6 protein-coding genes and 1 pseudogene are annotated in these 4,759 nt (G+C 62.9%); 2 read left to right on the top strand and 5 right to left on the bottom strand.

Annotated elements, in window-relative coordinates; all coding sequences use genetic code 11:
- Positions 1-137, top strand: a pseudogene (locus tag VNM24_07165) (tyrosine-type recombinase/integrase).
- Positions 138-578: 441 nt separating this feature from the next.
- On the opposite strand, the gene VNM24_07160 reads toward VNM24_07165, so the two are convergent.
- A complete protein-coding gene (locus tag VNM24_07160; GenBank protein ID HWQ38378.1) occupies positions 579-1,058 on the bottom strand; it encodes a cupin domain-containing protein in 480 nt (159 codons plus the stop codon).
- A 278-nt stretch (positions 1,059-1,336) separates the two neighbouring features.
- Complete coding sequence (locus VNM24_07155; protein HWQ38377.1) at positions 1,337-2,248, bottom strand: ADP-ribosylglycohydrolase family protein; 912 nt, start codon at positions 2,246-2,248, stop codon at positions 1,337-1,339.
- Between the two features lie 314 nt (positions 2,249-2,562).
- Between VNM24_07155 and VNM24_07150 the strand changes: the two genes are divergently transcribed.
- Positions 2,563-2,730, top strand: coding sequence for a hypothetical protein (locus tag VNM24_07150; GenBank protein HWQ38376.1), 168 nt, complete (start codon positions 2,563-2,565; stop codon positions 2,728-2,730).
- 55 nt (positions 2,731-2,785) lie between these two features.
- On the opposite strand, the gene VNM24_07145 is transcribed toward VNM24_07150, so the two are convergent.
- The 3 genes from VNM24_07145 to VNM24_07135 all read right to left on the bottom strand — a co-directional run bounded on the left by VNM24_07145 (position 2,786) and on the right by VNM24_07135 (position 4,459).
- Positions 2,786-3,532: a hypothetical protein gene (locus VNM24_07145; protein ID HWQ38375.1), complete on the bottom strand. Its 747-nt coding sequence runs from the start codon at positions 3,530-3,532 to the stop codon at positions 2,786-2,788.
- 7 nt (positions 3,533-3,539) lie between these two features.
- Positions 3,540-3,722 carry a hypothetical protein gene (locus VNM24_07140; GenBank protein ID HWQ38374.1) on the bottom strand — a complete coding sequence of 61 codons (183 nt, stop codon included), beginning with the start codon at positions 3,720-3,722 and terminating at the stop codon, positions 3,540-3,542.
- Positions 3,723-4,252: 530 nt separating this feature from the next.
- Positions 4,253-4,459, bottom strand: a complete 207-nt coding sequence (locus VNM24_07135; GenBank protein HWQ38373.1) for a hypothetical protein — start codon at positions 4,457-4,459, stop codon at positions 4,253-4,255.
- Between the last annotated feature and the right edge of the window lie 300 nt (positions 4,460-4,759).

The following is a 4,759-nucleotide window of genomic DNA, read 5'->3' as shown; positions in this document are numbered from 1 at the left end:
TTGTGCTCACGAAAGAAGAGGTCGAGAGACTCCTGCAGGCCCTGGATGGCACGCGTTGGCTCATGGCCAGCCTGCTGTACGGGACAGGCATGCGACTGATGGAGTGCCTCAGGCTACGCGTCAAGGACGTGGACTTCGGCTGGCGGCCGAGGCGTGCGGAGTCCGCTGGATAAAGCGTCGTAGCGCAAGGAGCCTGTCCCTCCCCCTCCGCTGCGGGGGGCGAGGGATGATCCTTCGGGGCGCGTATTCGTCGACTGTCCGTTCGCGTCCTTTTTTCTTCTCGCGTTTCTTGGTGCCCTTGGTGGTTCGCGCTTTCGCTCCAGTCAGTCCGGCCGGAAGCGGTGGCGCAGGTCGCGCCGCCTCCCACTGTTGGGCGATCCAGTCGCCGCCGCGAAACGTCGGCTCCTCGGCGCTTGCCTAGCGCACCGGCACGCCGAGCGCTTACACCACCTGTTGCACCAGCGTGGATTTGCCCACCTGGCGCGGCCCTGCCACCACCTGGATGAAGCGGTGCGGCGGCCGATGACCTCAATACCGAAGTCGTTGCAACAGGCGGTGTCGCCGCGCCCGCGAATGGCTCAGTACGGCGTGCCGTCCTTGTGCGTGAAGGTCCAACGTCCGTTGACGAGCTGGGCGCAGATGTCATCGTCCGGGTACGCAACTTCGTCTCCCGGCGTGCGATCACCGATTTCCAAGTAGACGACTTCCTCGGTGGTGTTGTTGATGATGCGATGCCCGTTACCCGTACCGGCCTTGAAGCCGGCGCACATACCAGGTGTCAGCAGCGTATGCCCTTCATCGGTGTGCAGCGTGGGGCACCCTTGAAGGATATAGACAAACTCGTCCTGCTTGGTGTGCGCATGGCGAAGTGCGGAGACTGCGCCGGGGGCAAGACGGGTCAAGTTGACGCCGAAGTTGGTGAGACCGAACAGATCTCCGAGCGGATGCTTCTGCCGACCCGCCATGCCAGACGCAAAGGGCTCCGGGTAGTTCGAGCGCTTGGATCTGGCTGGTGCTTCAGTGGCAACGATGGAGATTAGAGGTGTTGGCGAAGGCACGGTGCGCTCCCTGTGCGGTCTAGTTGAGAAAAAAGGTCTTACCCCTCCCACACCACCGTACGAACGGGTCGCGTACACGGCGGTTCGGCAGAGCCGGGCAAGCGGGTCGGGCCAGAGCAGCCAAGGACGGTAACCCAAGCACATGAAAGTCTCTCCCAAGCAGGGCAAACGAGAGCGCAGGGCTGCGACTCAGATGCCAGGAACCGTGCGCAAATTGGACGCTGTTTCACGCCAGTTCCAGACTCACGCCGAGTTTGCGCAGCTGCTGCATGCTGTTCTCAGACCGCTCCTTGCACCTTCCTGCAAAGTTGATCCGCGAGTTTGGTGATCTCGGACCGCATCGCAAGGCGTTCCAACCAGTGCCGGGGAATTCCAGCCACCCCGTAGTACGCGCCAGCCACCTGACCGCATACCGCCGCCGTCGTGTCGGCGTCGTCGCCGAGGTTCGCCGCGGCGAGGATGGCGTCCTCGAAAGACTCCGTACGCGCGAAAGCCCACAATGCGGCTTCCAGACTCTCGACCACGTAGCCCGATCCTCGAATAGCACTCTTCGGTTTGGTGAGGTAGGACGCGTTCGCGATTGCCGAGATCCTCTCGCCCGCCGTGAAGGAGTCGGCATCTCCCGTGAGAACATCCAGCTTCGAGCATCCGGATAGAGCGCGGCAGATGACCCTCGCGAAAAGTCGGCACGCGTCGATGCACTCGTTGGCACCATGCGTCGTGCGCGAGCTCTCGGCGGCAAAACGTTCGGCCGCGTCAACATCCGGATAGTAATACATCGCAACCGGAGCGAGCCGCATGATGCACCCGTTGCCTGCCGTGTTCGGATCGGTAGATCCCGCATACGGGTTTCCGTCGCGCCGATACCTCCGCAGTGCCGACGCAACGGTGTTGCCGATATCGAAGCAACGCCCGGTGCTGCTCAGATAACCGGTATTGGCCCAGCGGCAGTAACGATCCATCTGATCCTGGGGATCGAACTCGCCTCGCTCGATGAGGCTCGAAGCCAGACAGAGCGCCATCGAGGTGTCGTCCGTCCACTGACCAGGCGCGAGACCGAACGGGCCCCCGCCGAGCATGTCCTTCAAGGGCTCGAACGTGCCTGGACGTTGGAACTCCACGGTCGTCCCGACAGCGTCACCAACCGCAAGCCCCAGTAGGCATCCCCGGAATCGCTCGGTCGTGTTCATCTTCCACTCGTCGGTCTAACGTGTCCCGATCACCCACGCGAGCAAGCGCCCGCTTGCGGGCGTCGGCCGTGGATCGGGTGGTTGTGCCGCCACTTTGATTTAATCCACTCGGCGGGACGGCTGGGGTATGGGTGTCCCGTCTTCACGATGTCCAGCCAGGTGAAATTCGATCGCCTCGCGAAGAACTGATAATCATCTAGCCGCCTCCTGCGACGGGGCGTAGCGTCGTGAATGCAAGTGGGTTCATGACCAACGACCCGACGAAGAGGCGACGATGAGACTATACGGCGGCATCGATCTGCATTCCAACAAACGTGGTGCTGGTGATGATTGACGAGCAGGATCGCGTGCTCTACGAGAAGCGGCTTCGCAACGATCTTCGGTTGATGCTGGCCGAACTGGCGCCCTATCGCAAAGAGGCTTGCCGGGGTTGTGGTGGAGTCGACCTACAACTGGTACTGGCTGGTGGACGGACTGATTGAGCTGTCGCGAAGTCATTAACGCTCGAGATCGAGATCGCCAAGCTCGCCAGGGCGCTCAGAGGTTTCGCCAACGCTCCGGAATGTCATCGAACTCCGCCGCGCGCAACACGCGCAGCAGTTCCGGCGGTGGCCAAGCTTCGACGTCCACCGGCCGGCCGTCGTAGTCCAGGTTCTGATAACCACGAATATCGCGGCCCGCCGGAAACTCGGCGCAGTTGCCATTCTCGAGGTAGAAAAACATGTCGTCGTCGTGCGGCTGCCAACCTGAGGCGAACTCCTCGCGATTCCACAGCAGGCGGTTCTGCCGGATCGCGTTGCGGCGTTCGAGGCGCACCGACACCACCGCGCCTGGCGCGCGGCTAAGCGTCCGGCGCATGTCGTTCTCCCAGCCCGCGCGCGGCTGCGCCCAGTTCACTTCCGCGATGCGCTTGTGCCAGTAGCCGAGCACGTCGGCCTCGAGCGCCGACGGCCGCGCGCACGACTGCACGCGCCCTTCGAACACGTAACCTAACCACTTCGGCTCCGGCCGGATGGAGAGCAAAGTCGCGAGCACGCCGAGCGTCGCGACCGAATACAACAGGCGCCATTGCGTGCGCGCCGCCGGTTTGAGGAGTGCGCAGAGGCCCCAGAGCAGCGCGCCCAGCGCCACTCCCGCCGGACCCGTGATAAATATGCCGACGGCCGGACCCAGGTTCGCATCCGGCGCCAGGAGCATTGGCCCCACGAAGCCCGCGAGGAAGCCCGCGAGGCCGAGGACCGTGATCCACTTCAGGCCAGGGGGATTGTCGTGCCGGTCGCTCATCGCGGATTCAGAACCAGAAGATGCACATCACGCCCAGCAGGCTGTACACGCCGATCATCATCCAGTACTCGCCCGGCTCCCCGTCGCGCGACACGGTCTTGCTCCTCCAGCGGTCCTTGCCAGAGACCTCGCCTCGGTAGAGTGACCAGGCGACGTAGAGAAGAATGCAGATGCCGATGAAACGGAACATTGCTCAGCTAGGGCGGCGGTGCCGGTACTCAAGCCCGAGAGTCACCGCACCGATGCGGCCCCCGACGATTCCAACCGGCATCGCCAACAAGCCAAGAGTAATCGGCTTGCCGTCCGCCAAGCCAAACAGCACATAGAGGAAAAGCGGCGCGGTACCCATTGCGGCGATCGCCAGGCCGGATACCAGGATCCGCCGGCCAGGAGATCTCTGGCCGAACGTTCGACATGACCGGCTGCCGGCGCGCGAAGCGCGGAGGGAACCCAACAGCAAGCGAAGCGACGCTGTTGGGCGGTCCACTCCAGCCACTGGTTGGGCAGCGCCATTTACAGCGCTTCGATGAACTCTTCGGCCGAAACTTCAGCTTGGCGCAAAACGCCAGCGAGTGTGCCGACCTTCAACTCGGAATGAAGTGGAACGACGCACCCCTTCGCCCCACGACGCATGATTACGTGACTTCCCTCTGGCGCACTTGCTCAAAGCCTAGCCGCTGCAACGCGCGAACTGCCTCCGCTCCCGGAACCCGGGGCAGTTTAGGCATGCTCAGGAAGCGAGAACATGGTCACCACCGGATGGCCTCGGAGATCCATGGGAAACTCCTCGAGATACAGGGCTGTCGCTTCGCGCAGATTCGCGACCGCCTCCTCGATAGTCTCGCCCTGGGTCGTTGTGCCAGTTTCGGGGTTAAGCGCAACGAATCCGCCTTCTTCGGCTGGCGTCAGCACTGCGGTCAATTCCATACTGAGCTTCTTCGGATTACCGGATATAAGCCGTATTGTCACCGATTACGGTTCGCGCTGCCCAACGTGCCGTTAACCGGCGCGCCGCTTGCAGCGCGTCGGCGTTGAACGGATTGTTGGGCGACTTCAATGGCGGTCGCGCCGCCGTTATGGCACCCGCTGGCGCCGCAGGCTGCGAAGGACGTGAGTGTTCGTCACTGTTGCTCACGCGGGCTTAAGGAACACGCCTTGAACGTACACGATCCGCCCGTCACGCAAGGCACGGCTGGAGTTGCCACGCTTCTCGGCATGTCGCTCGCC

This window comes from Burkholderiales bacterium (assembly GCA_035560005.1).
Classification (GTDB): domain Bacteria; phylum Pseudomonadota; class Gammaproteobacteria; order Burkholderiales; family Eutrophovitaceae; genus DASRFY01.
The sequence above is the reverse complement of the archived record's forward strand: the minus strand, read 5'-3'. Positions and strand labels throughout refer to the sequence as shown.

Excerpts from the sequence above, each read along its gene's own strand:
- VNM24_07140 (HWQ38374.1), bottom strand. The coding sequence starts at position 3,722 with ATGTTCCGTTTCATCGGCATCTGCATTCTTCTCTACGTCGCCTGGTCA.
- VNM24_07155 (HWQ38377.1), bottom strand. The coding sequence starts at position 2,248 with ATGAACACGACCGAGCGATTCCGGGGATGCCTACTGGGGCTTGCGGTT.
- VNM24_07135 (HWQ38373.1), bottom strand. The coding sequence starts at position 4,459 with ATGGAATTGACCGCAGTGCTGACGCCAGCCGAAGAAGGCGGATTCGTT.
- VNM24_07145 (HWQ38375.1), bottom strand. The coding sequence starts at position 3,532 with ATGAGCGACCGGCACGACAATCCCCCTGGCCTGAAGTGGATCACGGTC.